At 63.2% G+C, this 16,712-nt stretch carries 9 protein-coding genes; 1 reads left to right on the forward strand and 8 read right to left on the reverse strand.

Features of this window, described 5'->3' with window-relative positions; genetic code table 11:
- Nucleotides 1–29: 29 nt before the first annotated feature.
- The 4 genes from VFO93_RS09345 to VFO93_RS09360 all read right to left on the reverse strand — a co-directional run bounded on the left by VFO93_RS09345 (nucleotide 30) and on the right by VFO93_RS09360 (nucleotide 8,114).
- Nucleotides 30–1,559 (reverse strand): tagaturonate reductase, encoded by a 1,530-nt coding sequence (locus VFO93_RS09345; RefSeq protein ID WP_325134098.1) that lies wholly within the window; start codon nucleotides 1,557–1,559, stop codon nucleotides 30–32.
- A 130-nt stretch (nucleotides 1,560–1,689) separates the two neighbouring features.
- Complete coding sequence (gene pelA / locus VFO93_RS09350; RefSeq protein ID WP_325134099.1) at nucleotides 1,690–2,769, reverse strand: pectate lyase; 1,080 nt, start codon at nucleotides 2,767–2,769, stop codon at nucleotides 1,690–1,692.
- Between the two features lie 68 nt (nucleotides 2,770–2,837).
- Entirely contained in the window at nucleotides 2,838–4,688 is a 1,851-nt protein-coding gene (locus VFO93_RS09355; RefSeq protein WP_325134100.1) for a RagB/SusD family nutrient uptake outer membrane protein, read from the reverse strand.
- Nucleotides 4,689–4,805: 117 nt separating this feature from the next.
- The gene (locus VFO93_RS09360) at nucleotides 4,806–8,114 is read right to left on the reverse strand and encodes a TonB-dependent receptor (RefSeq protein WP_325134101.1); all 3,309 of its coding nucleotides are present in this window, start codon (nucleotides 8,112–8,114) and stop codon (nucleotides 4,806–4,808) included.
- 400 nt (nucleotides 8,115–8,514) lie between these two features.
- Between VFO93_RS09360 and VFO93_RS09365 the strand changes: the two genes are divergently transcribed.
- Nucleotides 8,515–9,543 carry a LacI family DNA-binding transcriptional regulator gene (locus VFO93_RS09365; protein ID WP_325134102.1) on the forward strand — a complete coding sequence of 343 codons (1,029 nt, stop codon included), beginning with the start codon at nucleotides 8,515–8,517 and terminating at the stop codon, nucleotides 9,541–9,543.
- A 149-nt stretch (nucleotides 9,544–9,692) separates the two neighbouring features.
- Here VFO93_RS09365 and VFO93_RS09370 read toward each other — a convergent pair whose 3' ends face one another.
- The 4 genes from VFO93_RS09370 to VFO93_RS09385 all read right to left on the reverse strand — a co-directional run bounded on the left by VFO93_RS09370 (nucleotide 9,693) and on the right by VFO93_RS09385 (nucleotide 16,580).
- On the reverse strand, nucleotides 9,693–13,730 hold the full coding sequence (locus VFO93_RS09370; RefSeq protein WP_325134103.1) for a pectinesterase family protein: 4,038 nt from the start codon (nucleotides 13,728–13,730) through the stop codon (nucleotides 9,693–9,695).
- 239 nt (nucleotides 13,731–13,969) lie between these two features.
- Nucleotides 13,970–14,647, reverse strand: a complete 678-nt coding sequence (locus tag VFO93_RS09375; protein ID WP_325134104.1) for a hypothetical protein — start codon at nucleotides 14,645–14,647, stop codon at nucleotides 13,970–13,972.
- A complete protein-coding gene (locus VFO93_RS09380) occupies nucleotides 14,617–15,405 on the reverse strand; it encodes a hypothetical protein (protein ID WP_325134105.1) in 789 nt (262 codons plus the stop codon). The genes VFO93_RS09375 and VFO93_RS09380 overlap by 31 nt, the downstream gene beginning before the upstream one ends.
- Before the next feature lie 194 nt (nucleotides 15,406–15,599).
- On the reverse strand, nucleotides 15,600–16,580 hold the full coding sequence (locus VFO93_RS09385) for a pectinesterase family protein (RefSeq protein ID WP_325134106.1): 981 nt from the start codon (nucleotides 16,578–16,580) through the stop codon (nucleotides 15,600–15,602).
- Nucleotides 16,581–16,712: the final 132 nt, after the last annotated feature.

Here is a 16,712-nt window from a genome sequence, read left to right on the forward strand (position 1 = left end):
TGCGCAGAATGCTCAGCATGACGGACGTTCTAAGCCGCCACCCGCTGATTTTTATTCAGCACCGTAGCCAGCGTCGCGCTCGCGCCTTCCTGCTGCAACTGCGCCAGGTAGCGCGCCACGCTGGCCTCGAAGCCCGGCAGCGCCGTCAGGTCGGTGCCCCACAGCTCCTGGTTGCTGAGCGCAGCCGATACCACCTCGGCGGCCGGCCGCTGCCAGAGCTCGGCGAAGTAGCCCGCCTGCTCATCCTGAATGAGATACTCCTGGCCATTGGCCTCGCCGTAGTACTTGCCAGCCTCCTGGCGCGTGCTGCGCAGGAAGAGTAGGTAGGCCGCAAAGCCCAGCGCCACGTACTGCGGGGCCGTCTTGAAGCGCTCGCAGTAGTGCACCAAATCGGGCACTACGCGCATCCGCAGCTTGGCCGAATAATTCAAGGTGATGGCCAGCCAGCGATGCTCCACGGCGGGGTTGCGGAAGCGGTCGAGCACCTGCATGCCGAAGCGCTGGCCCACTTTTTCATCGACGGGGTAGGGGATGCCGGGCAGCAAATCGGCCAGCATCAGGTTGCGGATGTAGGTGGCGAAGTAGTCGTTTTCCATCGCGCCGCGCACCGTGGCCTCGCCGGCCAGCACGGCCAGGCCGCAGGTGAGCGAGTGCGTGCCATTCAGCAAGCGCATTTTCAGCTCGCGGAAGAGGTTGATGTCGGGCTGCACAATCACGCCGGGGTGAATCTGCTGGAAGCTTAGCACCTCCCGCACCCGCTCGTCGCCCTCGATGGCCCACAGCAAGTACGCCTCCGACATAATCAGCAGCTCGTCGTCGTAGCCCAGCTCCTGCGTCAGGGCGGCGTGCGCCTCGGCGGCCGGCTTGCCTGGCACAATGCGGTCGACCAGCGAGTTGCACACGGTATTTGCCGTTTCGAGCCAGGAGATAAACCCGGCGTCGAGCCTGGCGCGGTCGGCCAGCTCACGCAAAATGCCGCGCAGCTTGGTGCCGTTGTCGGGAATCAGTTCGGTGGGCACGATGATAAGGCCTTTATCGGCCGCGCCGCCAAAAGCCTCGTAGCGGGCCAGTAGCACCGCCAGCAGCTTGCCAGGAAACGAGCGCGGCGGGGTGGCGCGGATATCCTCGCTTTCATCCAGCACGATGCCGATTTCGGTGGTATTGGAGAGCACTACTTGCAGGTCGGGGCTGGTGGCAAATTGCAGCACGTCAGCCCACTGGCTTTTGGCCGACAGCACCCGGCTGATGCTGGCGCACACCACGTTTTCGCTCACGGTCTGGCCGTCTTCCACGCCGCGCACGCACACTGTGTACAGGTTGTCTTCGCGCTCGAAAGCGGCGGCATCGCCGCCGTCGGTGCTTTTTACCACCACCACGCGGCCGTTGAAAATACCCTGGCGGTTGGCCTGGTCAATCAAAAAATCGGGTAGCCCGCGCAGCAGCACGCCGGTGCCGAACTGCAAAACTTTTTCGGGCAGCTCAAACAGCGCGGGGGTGGGCAGGGCAACCGTAGCGGCGGCCACGCCGGCCTGCGCGAAAGATTGGGAAAGAACGGGCATATTCTTGCTAAGATGTTACAGCAATAGCTGGGTAATAAGTGAAGAGGCGAGCGGGTTAACTAAGCTGAGACTTAGCATGTTTCAAAACAACACACGCGCGGCTAAACGGCCGTCATGCGCTCACCTGTTTTTAGGGCGCGGGCCACTTTTGCTGCCACTTGGGGTAGTCTTTGTTCAACAGCTTTTCGGGCCAGGTGCCGGCGTACACGTAGCCGGTGCGGCGCTCGTTTTCGATGTCGGCGAGGCGGGCGTGCTTTACGCCGTCGCGCCCCACGTAGATGGGCTGGTTGGTGTCGAGGTCGTAGAAGCGCGCCCACAGTGTGCTGCCGGGCTGGGGTACCATCACCCGGTCGCGGCCCTTGGGCTCCTGCGGGTCGGTGATGTCAGCCACTGCCATGTTCTCAATTTTAGAAGCCTGAAACCAGGCCATGGCGGCGGTCACGGCGCGGCGCACCTCGGGGCTGGGCTGGTCGAGGGTCAGCAAAAACTCAACAATCGCCACCGACTCGTCGCCGCTCAGCGAGGGCAGCTCAAAGGCGCGGGCCTTGCACGGCAGCAGGGTCACGCGGTCGTGCTGAGCGCACCACACGGTGAGCTTGCCGTGCTGCACGTACTGCGTTTTCAGGATGCACTGGACGCCCTTGTCCATCGCTTTTTGGGCCGGCGGCACCAGCGCGGCATCGACCAAGGCAAAGTCGCCCTTTTTGTCGGCTACCGCCTTCAGCACCGTCAGCGCCTTGGTCATGGCGTTGTCGTTGTAGGTAATCTGGGCGCGGTAAAAGCGCGTGTCGGGGAAGTACTGCGGGAAGCCGCCGCTGGGCTGCTGCATTTTCAGCAGGTAGCGGATGCCGCTTTCGGCGGCCTGCTTGTAGGCCGGGTTTTGGGTATTCCTGAAAGCCGTAACCAGGTAGGTGATTTCGCGGGTCGTGGCGTTGTTATCGATAGTAGCGTCGGTAGCGCCGGCGTCGCGGCGGGCGGCGGTGAGGTCGGCCGCGCTCATGGGGTGGCGGTAGTCTACTTTCACCTCGTTCACGGCCTTGGGCCAGCCGCCGTTGCTGCGCTGGAAGGCGAGCATCTTCTCGGCGGTGCTGTCCTGCGTCGCAGCCATTGGTACCGGGCGCGATACTACTGCGGGTGGGCGGCTGAGAGCAGCGGCTGGCCGGGAGGCTGGCAGGCCCAAGGCAGCGATAAGCAGCGACGAATATTTCATGGCAGAAAAGCGCGGGAATAAGGTAAAAATGAGCGGCTGCCCGTTGGTAGCCGCTCATTTACTAGTCGTTAGTAGCCGAAATTCTGCTTGATGGCTGGGTCGGTGTCCAGGGTAGTCTGCGGGATGGGCAGTAGCTCCTTGCCCGCGCCGGGCACGTACTCGGCGGCCATGCCAGCCCCCGTGCTGTTCACGCTGGTGCCGCCCACGTTTACCACCGTGCCGTTGGGCTGGAGGTTACCCACGTAGGCTGCATCAATGCTCTGGCGCCAGTTAACGCGAGTGGTGCCGGTGGGGGCGGTGGTGTTGGCAGGTGAGGGGCGGTAGAACGAGCGCGTCCACTGAATGGCACCGTTGACCACGCGGTAGTACTGGTACTGCGGCACGTTCTGGTAGGGGGCCAGGTTTTGGCGCATGAGGTTGAGGGCCGCCTTAGTGTCGCTGATTTTCTGGGCCAGCAGGTTCCAGCGCAGCAGGTCGTACTTGCGGATGCCCTCCGAGCCAAATTCCAACAGGCGCTCATTCACAAGGGCGTTGAACATATCGGCTTTCGTGCCGGTGTTCAGGTTGAGGGCGGCGCGGGCGGCGTTGCCGCCAAAGCCGCGGGTGCGGACTTCGAGCAGCGCGGCGCGGCCGGCGGTGGTGGGGCCGTTCAGCTCGTTGTCGGCCTCGGCAAACATCAGCAGCACATCGGCAAAGCGGATGAGCGGCCAGTTGTAGCCCAGGTAGTTGTTGGTGCCGGGCAGGGCCGGGTTGTGCCAGTCGCGGCGAAATTTGCCGTCGTAAATCGTATTCAGCGCCACGCCCGACTGGTTGTTGCTGCCGCTGGCAAACTGGTACGGGGCGATGGTGATGTCGCGGCGCACGTCGGTCGAGTCGAAGGCGTAGAAATAGGTCGGCACCACCGTCACGGCTCCCTGCGTCGAGCCGTAGACGGGCGAGTTTTGCAGGCGCGGGCCGTTGTAGTAGCCCAGCTTCGAGTCGCCAGTAGCCGTCGAGCCAGCCATGCCCACCTCAAATAGTATCTCGTTGGCAGCATCGCGGCGCTGCTCGTTGATGCCGCGCCACAAATCTGAAAAGCTGGGGTTCAGCGTGTGCTGGCTGCGCTGGGCCATCAGCTCGGCGCACTCCTGGCGGGCAATGCGGTAGTAGTCGAGGTAGTCGGCCTGGCGCGTCATGGTGTTGCCAAACAGCGCGTAGCCGCCGCGCTGCAAGGCCAGGCGGGCGCGTAGGGCTTTCACTGCGCCCTTGGTGATGCGCTCGTTGTTGATGCCGGCATTGGTGCGGTAGGGTACCAGCTTTTCGGCGGTGGCCAGGTCGGCAATTAGGGTAGTCAGGGTCTGGTTGCGGTCGGCGTTGGGCAAACTGAAATTCTGGTCGGAGGCGGAGGGCGTGAATTGCGCCGGCACGTCGCCCCAGTTACGAATCAGCTCGTAGTAGTACTGCGCCCGCAACGTCAGGGCCTCGCCGTAGAGGCGGTGCAGCGTGGCCGTGTCGGCGCTGGTGCCGCCGTTATAAAGCGCCATCTGCGGAATGTTTTTGATGCAGACGTTGGCGCGCTCCACGCCCTGGTAGAGGTTGTTCCAGGGGTTGATAATCTCGGTGTTGCTGGCAAAGGCCTTGTAGCGCGCAATGCCCCGGCGGCCCGTGTCGAAGGTGCCCGACGAGCCGATGAGCTCATCGGTATCGTAGGGGTAGTACATGCTGAGGCGGGTGCCGTAGGTGTTATCGCCCGAGAGCGGGTCGTAGGCCCCGAGTACGGCGCTGGTGGCCCCGCTCACGGTGCTGAAGGTGGCTTCCACGGTAGTGAGGGCCGTGGGCTCGATTTCCAAATAGCTTTTGCAGGAGCTGGCCAGCCCGGCCGCCCCGGCCAGCAGCGCGGCCACCGTGGCCTTCCGCGAAGTAAAATTAAAAGCTTTCATAAGGCTAGGAACTAGCTAAAATGCGGGTGGGAGGTTTTGGGTGCCTAGTTATTAGTGCTTGGTGCTCAGTCTTATATTTTCTAAGCTAAGTACTAATAACTAGGCACTAAGCACTAATTACAGCCCCAGGTTCAGGCCAAACAGGAAGGCGCGGCTGCGGGGGTAGGCGGCGTAGTCGACGCCCGGCGTGAGCGGGGTGCTGCGGCGGGTATTCACCTCCGGGTCGTAGCCCGAGTATTTGGTGAAGGTGTACAGGTTGTTGAGCGTGGCGTAGAAGCGCAGGTTCTGGATTTTAACCTTGCTCAGCAGGCCTTTGGGTAGCGAGTAGCCCACCGTGATGTTGTTGATGCGCAAAAACGAGCCGTCTTCGATGGCGTAGGAGTGCAGCAGGTAATTGCCGCGCACCGGGCTCCAGATGGAGGCGTTGGCATTCACCTGGTTGAAGGTGGTGGCATCGGTGATGAGCGCGCCGTTGTTGTCGGTGTAGCGCACCCGGTTGTTCATCTCGCTCAGCAGGTTAGCGTAGGAGGTGTTGGCGGTGCTGGTCGTAAACTCAATCTTGTTGGCGTTGTAGATGTCGTTGCCCAGCACGAAGTTCACAAATACGCTGGCGTCGAAGCCTTTATAGGTGAATTGCTGGTTCAAGCCGCCCACCATCTTGGGGTTCGAGTTGCCGATAATCGTTTTGTCGGCTTCCGTAATCTGGCCATCGCCGTTCACGTCTTTCAGCTTCAGCGCGCCGATGCTCAGCAGCGGGTTGCCGGTCACGCTCAGGTCGTTGGCTACGTTGTCGTTCAGCACGCCGGTGCGGGTAGCGTAGTTATAGGACTTGAAGTCCTCGGCTTTGTAGTAGCCATCCGTCACGTAGCCGTACATCAAACCCACCGGCTGGCCCACGCGGGCCACGTAGTCGGGGCCCGACAGGCCGGTGCCGGCCCAGCCCGACTGAATGCTCGGAATCTCCGCCAGCCCGCCCAAGTCCGTGATTTTGTTGCGGTTGAACGAGGCGTTGGCCGTGGCCGACCACGTGAAGTTGGGCGTCTGAATCACGGTGCCGCTCAGCTGCAATTCGAGGCCCTTGTTGGAGGTCGAGCCGATGTTGCGGAACTGCGAGGTGTAGCCCGAAATGCCGGGCAGCGGCTGCGCAATCAGCAGGTCGCGGGTGGTGTTGTAGTACACGTCGGCCGTGAACTGCACGCGGTTGTTGAAGAAGCTCACGTCCACGCCCACGTCGCGGGTAGTGGTTACTTCCCACTTCAGGTTGGGGTTGGCCAGGGTGGTGAGGGCCGTGGCGGGCGTCGTTACGTGGTTGAGGGCGTAGCTCACGTTGCCGGCCTGGAAAAGCTGCTCGGTGAGGAAATCCGGGATGCGGTTGTTACCGGCCTGGCCGTAGCTCACGCGCAGCTTCAGGTCCGATACCTTGGTGAGGTAGTCCTTGAAAAAGTCTTCCTGCGAGATGCGCCACGCCGCCGACGCGCCGGGGAAAACGCCGCCCTTGTTGTCGTAGCCCTTGAACTTCGACGACAAATCGTAGCGGGCCGTGGCCGAAAACAGGTACTTACCATCGTAGTCGTAGCTCAAGCGGCTGAAACCCGACACCAGGCCGTAATCGACCGGAATGCTGGTGCTCGGCAGCACCGGCTGGGCCACCGTGCCCACCGGCAGCACGGCCTGGTTGATGTTGGCCAGCGCGCGCTCGGCGGTGATGTCCGAGGGCAGGAAGTTGACCTGCACGAAGTTTTGGGTGGTGCGCTGGCGGTACACTTCCTCGCCCAGCAGGGCCGTGAAGGTGTGCTTGTTTTTCGTCAGCGTGTAGTTCAGGGTGTTCGAGTTGTTGAGCGTCGTCGTGTTGCCGTTGGTGAGCGTCACGAAGGGCAAATTCTGGTAGCCGCCCGCCGCCTGCCGGATGGTAGGCGAGTACAGCCCGTTGAAGGTATTGAGCTCGGTATACGTGAGGTCAAAGCCGCCCGTGGAGCGGAATACCAGCGAGGGCAGGATGTTGAATGAGGCCGTGGCGCCCATATTAAACGTGCGGCGCTTGTCGGCGCGGTACTCGTTGTTGATGGCCAGCACCGGGTTTACCAGCGACGAATTGGCGAAGAAATCGGGGTCGAAGTTGGCCGTCGGGTCAACGCCGGCGCTGCTAGTGGGCAGGTTGAAGGGAATGTACTGCACCGTGTTGCGCAGGCGCGACGTCACGCTGGAGCCGGTGTTCACTACCTGTCCGTTGCTGCTGGTGCCGAGCGCCGCGCCGGTGCCCGCGCCCAGGTTTTGCTGGTCGTTGAAGCGGGCATTAAAGCCCAGGCGGAATTTCTCGCTGGCCTTGGTATCGATGCGGAAGTTGACCAGCTTGCGGTCGTAGCTCGACCCTAGCTGTATACCGTCCTCCGTGTTACGGGTCAGGCTGAGGTTAAAGGTCGTGGCCTTGGTGCCGCCGCTCACCGATACGTTGTGCGTTTGCTGAAACGCGCTGCGGCCAAACACCTGGCGCTGCCAGTCCTGGTTGGGCAGGTTGCGCAGGCGGTTCAGCGTGTCGCTGTTGAAATTGAGCGAGCCAAACACCTGCCGAAACGTGTTGGTGCCGCCCGATACGCTGGCGCCCGAGCCCGTGAGCTGCGCCCGCTCGTACTCCCAGTTGAGGTAGTCGGCCGGCCCCATCACGTCGAGCGTTTTGGTGATTTTGCGGAAGCCCGCAAAGCCGTTGTAACTCACCGAGGTGCGGCCTTCGCGCCCGCCTTTGGTCGTGATGATAACCACGCCGTTAGCGCCCCGCGCGCCGTAAATGGCGGTCGAAGAAGCGTCTTTCAGCACGTCGACCGACTGAATGTCCTGCGGCGCGATAACGGCCAGTGCATTCTCAATCTGAATGCCATCCACGATGTAGAGCGGCGAGTTGTCCTGGGTTATCGAGCCGCCGCCGCGCACCTTCACCTGCACGCTGTTGTTGCCGGGCGTGCCTTCCGAAGAGGTCAGCTGCACGCCGGCCAGGCGGCCCGTCAGGGCCTCGGCCGCCGAGTTTACCGGGATGTCCTTGATTTGCTGGGCATTCACCGACGAGATGGCGCTCGTGACGTCACCGCGGCGCACTTCCTGGTAGCCGATAACCACCACGTCGTCCAGGCTTTGCACGTCCGAAACCAGCGTCACGTTAATGGCCGTTTTCTCGCCCACGGCGATTTCCTGGCTCACGAAGCCCACGAAGCTGAAGCGCAGCACGGCGGTCTTGTCGGCGGGCACGCTGATGGTGTAGCTGCCGTCGGGGTTGGTCGAAGCGCCGTTGGTAGTGCCTTTCAGCACGACTGTGACGCCGGGCAGAGTTTCGCCGTCCGAGCCTTTCACCACGCCCGAGATGGCGCGATTCTGGGCCACGGCCAGGCTGATGCTGGCGCACAGCACGAGCCAGAGTAGTAGAAAGTGTCTTTTCATAAAGAGCAGCAGAGGTAAAAGTGGATGGGACTTGAGAAAGGACGAGCGCAAAGCGGCTGCAAACCGGGCAAGAAGCCGGCGAGCCGGGCGGCGAGGGGAGCGGGCTGCCAGCCGCTGGCCCCCGCCACGGAAACCTGTTTTTGAAACTATTAAAGGATACTGAACCCGGCTAAAAGCAGCTGGGCGCGTTCACCGCATCGAAGTTTAAGGCTGGTGAAGGCTGGGATGAAGGCCGGGACCGTTTTTATTTGCGCAAACGTTATCGGTAACGTTGCCGTCATCAGACCAAAGCGGCTGGTGCAAGCGCGGCCGTTCGGCCGGGCTGCGCCGGGGCTTATCTTTAGGCTAGAAAGCCAGGCGGTAGTTTTAGCCCGGTAATTGCATTTTAATCATACTCCGCTTGGAAGCCGCCACTCTCAAAGACATCGCCCGCGAGCTCAATATTTCGGTATCGACCGTGTCGCGTGCCCTGCGCGACAGCTACGAAATCAACGCCGAAACCAAGCGCGTGGTGATGGAGTGCGCCGCCCGCCTACACTACCGCCCCAACCCCATCGCCCTCAGCCTGAAGGGTAGCAGCAGCAAGGCCATCGCGGCGATAGTGCCCGAAATTGCCAATTATTACTTTTCGCAGGCCATCAACGGCATCGACGAGGCGGCCAACCGGCGCGGCTACGACGTGCTCATTTTCCAGAGCCACGAGGCCTACGAGCGCGAGGTGGCCAACCTGCGCCAGGCCGTGGCCCGCCGCGTCGATGGCGTGCTCATCTCGCTCAGCAGCCAGACCTCCGACGTGTCGCACCTGCAGGAGTTGCAGCGTCAGGGTATGCCCATCGTGCAGTTCGACCGCGTGTCGGCCGCGCTCGACACACCCTGCGTGGTGGCCGACAATTTTCAGGGAGCCTTCGCGGCTACCGAGCACCTCATCCAGACCGGGCGGCGGCGCATCGCGCACCTCACCATTCAGCCCTGGCTCAGCATCACGCAGGAGCGACTGGCCGGCTACCGCGCTGCGCTAGAGCAATACGGCCTGCCCTACGACGAAAACCTGGTGCGCTTCGGCACCCTCGGCCCCGACGAGGTAGGCCCGCACGTGGCCGAGCTACTGGCCCTCACGCCCCGCCCCGACGCCTTTTTCACGGCTAGCGACCGCCTGGCCCTCGATTGCCTGGCCGCCCTGCGGCAGCGCCGTATCAGCATCCCCGACGAGGTGGCCCTCATGGGCTTCACCAACCTCAACGTGGCCGACATGCTCTCGCCCTCGCTCAGCACGGTAGTGCAGCCAGCCACGGAAATTGGCCGGCAGGCCGCCGAGCGGCTGCTCGATATCATCGAGCGCAAGCAGCGCGTAGCGCTGCCGGCTACGACTACTACCGTGCCCACTACCATGCTGCTGCGCGAATCGACGCAGGCAGCGGTGGCGGCGTAGGTCCGTCCTTACGCAGACCTCACCCCCTAGCCCCCTCTCCAAAAAAGAGGGGGGACTAGTCTTTAGTCTTAGCCTCTAAAAGCTAGAACTAGAGCTAGTTCCCCCTCTTTTATGGAGAGGGGGCTAGGGGGTGAGGTGCACGGGCGGGCTTACTCCTTGGTAAACTTGGTCGTCAGCGTCTGCGCCCCATCGATATAGCGTACCAGGTACAAACCCGCCCGCAGGCCGCCCACCGGCAAATCAATATCCGCGCCGCCGGCCAGCGTGCTCACCGCCAGCATCTGCCGGCCTTGCAAATCGTACACCAGCACCTGGCCCGCGCTAGCACTACGGGGCCGCGCCAGCGTCAAGGTGCCGTCGCCTACGGGGTTGGGGTAGGCTTGCAGCAGGCCGGTGGGGGCGCTGGCCGGGGCCGATGCCAGCACGGTAGCCGCTACCAGGCCGTTGAGGTAGTTTTCGAGGTTAGCGTAGCCATTGGTGGCGAGGGTAGCGCGGTCGGCGGGGTCGTTGGGGTTGAGGCCGTTGGCGGTTTCCCAGGCGTCGGGCATACCGTCGTGGTCGGTATCGGTGGGAGGCGCGCCGCAGGTCAGCACCGGCCAGGCGGCCTGCGAGGTGCTGTAGGGCGTGCCGTGCGGGTAGCCGCCCTGCACGTCGATAATGGTGCCGGTGCGGTTTTGCACCTCCTGAATGATGCGCTGGTCGATAACGTCGCGCACGGGCAGCACGCAGCCGGCCCCGGCCAGCACGCTGGCGTAGGCCGCCTGGGCGGTTTGGGTGGGCAGCAGGTCGGGGCCGATGGTGAAGCTGGTGGTGGCCTTCGCCAGGGTCGTATCGGCCTGCGCGCCGCCGTTCATGCTCACGCCGCGCCAGTTGCGGGCGCTCACGGCGGGGTAGCCATCGGCGTAGTTGCCGGTGAGGTAGTACTGGCCGTAAGGCAGGGTAGAGGTTTTGTAGGGGTTGAGCAGCTGCGACTTCACGGCTACGCCCACGCTGGTATTGGTAGCGGTGCTGGGACCGTACTTGTAGTAGTTGTTGACGATGTTGTAGTTGCCGCCCTCGCCGCCATTCACGGTGTAGGCGCCCCAGTCGTAGATGACGTTGTTCACGAACTCGGCATTTTCCTGGCCGGCCGTGTTGGGCGAGAGGTTGCGCGAGCCGTCGAAGCGCGGATTGCGCCCCTGCAAGTGGGCCAGCAGGTTGTGGTGAAACGAGGCGTGCCGCCCGCCCCAGATGCCGCCGTAGCCGTGCCGCTGAAAGTCGGTATCACCCGTCTCGAAGTGGTACGAGTAGTTGAGGCTCTCGCTGATGATGTTCCACTGCAAGGTAGTATTATCGCCCTTATAGCAGCTCAGCGACTCATCCTCGCCCCAGCTAAAAGTGCAATGGTCCACCACCAGCCCGGTGTAGCCGCCGATGGAGTCGAAATTGTCTTCGTCGCCGCTGCCGTTTACCATGCCCAGGTTCTGGTAGCGGTCGCCGAGGCGAAAGCGGATGAAGCGCACGATGACGTTGTTGCCCTTCACGTTGGTTTGCTTGTCGGCCAGGCAAATACCGTCGCCGGGCGCGGTCTGGCCCGCGATGGTGGTATTGGCCGGGATGTTCAACTGTGACAGCAGATTGATGGTGCCACACACCCGGAACACCACCGTGCGGCTGGCCAGCGTGCCGCTCAAGGCCTGCCGGAGGCTGCCCGCGCCCGAGTCGTTGAGGTTGGTGACCTCGACCACGGTAGTAGGGGCGGTGGTGCTGCCGCGCCCGCCCGTGGTGTATTTGCCCGCGCCTTCGGCCCCCGGAAAGGCGGGCATGGCCGTGGGCGTAGTGGGGGGCGGGGTCGTCGTCACGCCGGCTTCGCCCTTCAGAATCACGTTTTTGAGCAGCGCGAAGCGCGTGGTGAGCGTGCTGCTGCCGCAGCTGTAGTAGAGGCGCACCGTCAGCGTTTGGCCGGCCGTGAGGGTGAGGCCGCCCGCCGCCACGAAGTTGAAGCGGTAGGTGTTGCTGGTCGTCAAAAGCACGGGCGAAGTAAAGCTGCCGTTGGCCGTGGAGGCCAGCACGCCGGTTGGCCCCACGCCGCCGCTCACGTCGGCCGAGTCGGTGCGGAAACCCGAGCGCGACCACACTACCGCCAGCTTGGTGTTGCTGGTCGAGGCATTGACGTAGGTAGTGAGCGCCAGCGAATCGAGCCGCAGCGAGCCCCCGCTGGCCGCCGTGATGACGAACTGCTCATAATACGTGCGGTTGAGGTTGCCGCCGTTGCCGCCCACAGCAGTAGTCCAGCCGCCATCGGCCTGCGGTGCGAAGGCCTGCCCGTAGCGCGCCGAGTAGGGCGGCAGCGTGGCGGCAGCCGACCCGCTCGATACCACAAATTTGCGCAGCGTGGCCGTGCTGGCCGCCAGTTGTGCCGAGCGCACGGCGCTGCTGTCCTGCGTATTACGCGCCATTGGCCACCACTGCAAGGGTACCGACACGGGCTGCGCCGTGGCCAGCCGCGTGCCCGCCACGGCCAGCGCCACCGCCGTGGCCGGCGCGCTCGTGTGCGCGATGCTGCCCGCGTAAGCGCCCAGCGTAGCCGTGTTCAGCCGCACGCTGATGGTAGTGGCAGCCACCGTGTTGTTGGTCTGCGGCAATACCAGCGGCGCGCTGCTCCAGGTGGTGCCGCCGTTGGTGGAAAGCTCCACGCCGGCCGGCGGCGTGATGGTGAGGTCGGTAGTGAGGTTGGCCCCCGCCACGCTGTAGATGCGGGCCGCCGACGGCCCATTGGCGTACTGCGTGAGCGTGCCAAGCGTGCCCGTGACGGTGATGGTGGGCGTGCGCGAAATCTCTACCGTGTCGGTGATATGCGTAGTCAGGCCGGTTTTGGTCGAGCGCAGGTAATAGAAGTAGCTGCTGCCGGGGGCCGGCAGCGCGTCGGTAGCCTGGAAATTATAGGTCGTGTCGTTGGCGGCGATTTGCTGCTTGACGCTGGTGTAGGTGCCCTTGCGGGTGCTGCTACGCATTAGCTCGTACTGCACCTGGGCGATGGCCCAGCTCGCATTCCAGGTAAAGGCTGACGCGCTAGCGCCCTTCACGGCCAGAAAATTAGTGGCCGCGATGCTCGGCGCGAAGGCCGCGCACACGCTGCTGCCCACCGTGCAGGGGTTCCAGGTGCCGAGCACGGTAGCGGTCTGGTACTGCGCCGTGTCGGCCACGGCCAGCTGCCGCGACCAGCTCACGCGCTGGCTCACGTTCGCCAGATTACCCCGAAAGTCGCGCGGCCGAAACTCGCCGTAGGTTATCAGCGACACGTCGGTTCCGGTGTCCCAGATGCTCCAGCCCTCGGGCCGGATGATGCCCGCGCCCAGGCGGCTGTTCAGGAAAACGACCTTGTTATTGGACTTAGCGGCCGGCGCGGTGGCGGCGTCGTTCTGCCACGGCCGGCCCAGCGTGTAGGTGGTAGCGCCCTGGTTGCCGGGGATGATGCAGTTGCGAAACACGTAGCCGTAGGTTTGCCCCGCCGGCGTGTTGGCGGCCGTGATGTAGCCCAGGCTGCCGTTGTCGTTGCGGGTTTTGGGGTAAATCACGCAGCGGTCAAACACGGCGATGGTATTGCCAAAAATGAAGTCCGTGTTGCCGTCGATGTAGCAGTTGCGGAAGTACTGCCGCGTGGCGTTGCCGCCCGCGTACACTGTATCCTGCCCGCCCAAAAACCGGCAGTTGCGAAACGCGCCCCGGTCGCCGGTGATGTTAATCGCCAGCGCCTGCGGTCCCGGATTCACGCCCGTCGTGTTCTCAAACGTGATGTTGAAGGCGCTGAAATCGGCCGCCGCCACCGTCACCGAGGCCGAGTTGGCGGTGCCGAAGGTGCCGCCCGCCGGGTTGGGCTTGCCCGAATAGTCGTCGTAGGTCAGAATCACGCCGCCCACGCTTTCGCCCACCAGCTGCAAAAACGGCTTGTTGGCCGCGACGCTGATTTTCTCTTTGTACTTCCCGTTTTTGATAAAGATGACGTAGGCTGCCGTGGAGTTGGTCGGCGCGGCGTTGATGGCCGCCTGCACCGTCGTGAAATTGCCGGTGCCATCCTTGGCCACCGTCACGGCCGGCGTGCCCTGGGCCGAGGCGCTCAGCTGGCCGAGCAGTAAGCCGAAAAAAAGCAGCGCATAGCGCAAAAACCAGCGCCCCCGGTCGGGGCGCTGCCGCGTAGAAATGGGCATAGAAGAGTGGGTTGGGTGGGAAAAGAAACCTGCGCCCCAGCCGGCTAGCGGCGGGCAGCAGGTGCGCAAGTTTCAGCCTAAACCCCGTGCGTTGAATGGCTTGCGGCGGGTTTAGTTATGCAATCGTTGTCGGCAACGATTGCGAAGTAGCGCGGACTTTCAGTCCGCGAGTAGAAGCGGTTTTCTGCCAGAATATAGTAGCCCTCAGTGTCCTACCACTCGCGGACTAAAAGTCCGCGCTACAAGCTGTTCAGATACTCCTCCAGTTGCGTGTAGCCGCTGGCGGCGCGCTGGTTGCCGTCGGCCGCGTCGCGGGGATTGAGCTTATGAGCGGTTTCCCAGGCATCAGGCATCCCGTCGTGGTCGGTGTCGGCGGGGGCGGGGCCGCTGGCGTAGGCGGGCCAGCCGCCCACGTCGTCCTGGGTGTCGATGATGCCCTGGTGCAGGCCGTAGGTGGCGCTGCCGCCGGGACTGCTGCCGCTGGCTTTGCCAGTGCGGGTTTCGCGCACGATGCGCTGGTCGATGGCATCGCGGCGGGGCAAGGTAGCGCCCGCGCCGGCCAGCACCGACTCATAAGCCGCCTGGGCGGTTTGGGTGGTGATGGGCGCGAGGCCGGGCGTGGGCGCGGCCTGCTTAAAGAGCGCAAAATTAGCCGGCGTGGCGGGGTAGTAGTGCAGCCGGATGCCGCGCCAGTTGTCGGCCGTCACGGCCGGGTAGCCGTGGTCGTAGTTGCCGCTGGCGTACACCGTGGCCACGGGCCGGGTAGGCTGGGCCGGGTCGTAGACCTGCGTGATGTCGAAGATGAACGCCGCCTTGGCGGCCGGGGTGGCCGGGCCGCCTTTGTAGTAGTTGTTTACCAGGTTCAGCTGCCCGCTGCCGCCGGGTATCACAATTTCGTTGCCGTAGGCCGCGTACATATCGCCCCAGTTGAAATCACGTTGTTGCGGTAGTCCACCACGGCCGTGGTGTCGTGCGCCCGCGCCCCGTTGAAGCGGATGGCCCGGCTGTGGTGGTGCGCCACCAGGTTGTGGTGGTAGCTGGCGTACTGCCCGCCCCACACGCCCGCGTAGCCGTGGTCGCCCTTGCCGTTGAAGGAAGAATTGAGGCTTTCGCTGACCAGGCACCACTGGACGGTCGAGTACTTGTTGTCGTAGAAAGTAGCTGTTTCCTCTATCGACCAGCTAAACGAGCAGTGGTCGACAATGAAGTTTTTGCAGTTCTCCATATTCAGGCCGTACACGCCCGACTTATTGGCCCCCGACGTATTGCCCGGCCGCGAGCGCAGGTAGCGCACGATAATGTTATTGCCAAAAACCTTGAACGTGTAGTTTTTCAGGCAAATACCATCGCCCGGCGCGGTCTGCCCCGCGATGGTGACATTGGAGCGCGAGAGCCGTAACGGCGACGCCAGCTCAATGAGCCCGCCCACCCGAAACACGACCGTCAGCGGCTCGCCGGGGTACTGCGCAAAGGCGTCGCGCAGCGAGCCCGGCCCCGCGTCGTGGAGGTTGGTAACTTCGGCTACCCGGCCGCCGCGCCCGCCCGTGGCCAGCCGCCCGTAGCCCTCAGCCCCCGGAAAAGCCACCAATTGGGCCTGGGCAGAGATGGTAACGGCCAGGCCCAAAAAGGTGCCCAGCAACAGGCCGCGTTGGCGAAGTGTGGTAGCGAGAAGCATGGAAGTCAGCAGAGTGAGGAGTAGTGCGCCGGGCCGCGTTAGGAGAGCGGGCGCTCCCGATTGGCTCGCAATTTCCTGCGCAGTGGCCGGGGCTTCTTATAGCATCTTAGCGGCTCTTTGGCCGCAGGTGGCAAGTAGCGCGGACTTTTAGTCCGCGAGTGCCAACGAAAAAATTCGCGAACTAAAAGTTCGCGCTACTTACCGCCGGTGCCCAAGTTGGTGGGCTGCCAACCGTGCAGCACTCGGTCGCGGGTGTACTGCTGGGCCTCGGGTGCTGTGAGCTGGTGCGCCCACGGCACCCGGCTGTTGGGGGCCGCGCCGGGGCCAGTTGATTGATATTCGCCGTAGTAGCTGGTTTGCTTGTTGCTTTCCTTGCCCCACTCGTCCCAGCCCTCGGGCTTTACAATAGCGCTGAGCGAGCAGCCTAAAAGCACCACTTTGGCATACGGCCGCCAGGGCCGCCCCAGGAAGAATGAGCCGGCCGGTGCGTCGCCGGTCAGCTTGCAGTTTTTGAATACGTAGCCGTAGCGCGTGCTGTCGGGCGTGGAGGCTGCGGTGAAAAAGCCGCCGCGCTTGCCGAAAACGGTGCAATCCTCAAACCACGCCGTACTGGAGCCGAAAATGAAATCAACGGTGCCCTCAATGTAGCAGTTTTTGTAATACTGCCGACTGCCGTAGCCGTAGGTGTACAGCGTATCCTGGAAGCCCAAAAAGCGGCAATTGACGAAGCTGGCGCGGTCGCCGGCCACCCACACGGCCACCGCCTGCCCCACCGGCCCGGCCGAGTTCTGAAAGGTGATATTCTCCGCCGAAAAATCGGTGCCGTAGATGTAGATGCTCGCCGAGCCTGAGGTGCCCATATCCTCGCCAAAGCGGTTTTTCTTCTGGTTGTAGTCGTCGTAAGTCAGGATGGTTTTGTCGCGGTCCTCGCCCACGAAATGCACCAGCTGCTTGCTGCCGGCCAGCACCAGCTTTTCCTTGTAGGTGCCTTTTTTAATGAAAATGGTCGTGACAAGCTTCCGAAAATCGGGCACGGCGTTGATGGCCTCCTGCACGGTGCGGAAGTCGCCCGAGCCATCCTGCGCCACGGTGAAGGTGCCAATGGGGCCGGCGGCGCGGGCAGAAAGCTGCGTAGCCAACCAGATGAGGGGTAGTAAAAAGAGAATAGGTTTCATAGTGTTGCTTGATAGTTATTTAAAGCCCGCTCGTGGGCACCTCACCCCCCGGCCCCCTCTCCAAAAAAGAGGGGGAGCCGACCGCCAGCGGACGTTGTTCTGCGTCCGGCTCCCCCTCTTTTTTGGAGAGGG

The sequence above is a fragment of the Hymenobacter sp. genome (genome assembly GCF_035709525.1).
GTDB lineage: Bacteria > Bacteroidota > Bacteroidia > Cytophagales > Hymenobacteraceae > Hymenobacter.

Bases quoted from the DNA above. Each gene is read 5' to 3' on its own strand.
- VFO93_RS09345 (WP_325134098.1), bottom strand. From the start codon at position 1,559: ATGCCCGTTCTTTCCCAATCTTTCGCGCAGGCCGGCGTGGCCGCCGCT.
- pelA (WP_325134099.1), bottom strand. From the start codon at position 2,769: ATGAAATATTCGTCGCTGCTTATCGCTGCCTTGGGCCTGCCAGCCTCC.
- VFO93_RS09355 (WP_325134100.1), bottom strand. From the start codon at position 4,688: ATGAAAGCTTTTAATTTTACTTCGCGGAAGGCCACGGTGGCCGCGCTG.
- VFO93_RS09360 (WP_325134101.1), bottom strand. From the start codon at position 8,114: ATGAAAAGACACTTTCTACTACTCTGGCTCGTGCTGTGCGCCAGCATC.
- VFO93_RS09370 (WP_325134103.1), bottom strand. From the start codon at position 13,730: ATGCCCATTTCTACGCGGCAGCGCCCCGACCGGGGGCGCTGGTTTTTG.
- VFO93_RS09375 (WP_325134104.1), bottom strand. From the start codon at position 14,647: ATGTACGCGGCCTACGGCAACGAAATTGTGATACCCGGCGGCAGCGGG.
- VFO93_RS09380 (WP_325134105.1), bottom strand. From the start codon at position 15,405: ATGCTTCTCGCTACCACACTTCGCCAACGCGGCCTGTTGCTGGGCACC.
- VFO93_RS09385 (WP_325134106.1), bottom strand. From the start codon at position 16,580: ATGAAACCTATTCTCTTTTTACTACCCCTCATCTGGTTGGCTACGCAG.